The following is a 421-nucleotide window of genomic DNA, read 5'->3' as shown; positions in this document are numbered from 1 at the left end:
GTCGAAAAGAAGTCTTGGTTGGTTAACAGCGAAGGCCCCGACATTCGTTGTCGGGGCCTTGGCCTTAATTTATGTCCGGCGGTGACCTACTCTCCCACACCCTCCCGGGTGCAGTACCCTCGGCGCTGTGGGTCTTAGCTTCCGGGGTCGGACTGGGACCGGGCGATTACCCAAAGCAATGACCGCCGTAACCCATCTACCCGGAAAACACCCGCGGTGTGAGAGAGGGAAAACTGGTGTTACAACACTGCTGTTGTATCAAATGTTCTGATGATACCTCAGTGGTGTTGATACAGCTGTGGTGTTGTTATTTTGTTGTGGTATTTTGTTCCCTGGGCAACTTACCGTGTGACGGGTTTGTTGGTTGGGAACCACATAGTGGACGCAAGCAGTCTTGTTTCTTTTTACCACCCCTGGTGCG

At 53.0% G+C, this 421-nt stretch carries 1 rRNA gene; it reads right to left on the bottom strand.

Features of this window, described 5'->3' with window-relative positions:
- Positions 1 to 73: 73 nt before the first annotated feature.
- A 5S ribosomal RNA gene (gene rrf / locus JYA52_RS00060) occupies positions 74 to 190 on the bottom strand.
- Between the last annotated feature and the right edge of the window lie 231 nt (positions 191 to 421).

Origin of the sequence: Arthrobacter pascens (assembly GCF_017052465.1) — a bacterium.
GTDB classification, from domain to species: Bacteria; Actinomycetota; Actinomycetes; order Actinomycetales; family Micrococcaceae; genus Arthrobacter; species Arthrobacter pascens.
This window is presented reverse-complemented; position numbering and strand designations above follow the sequence as displayed.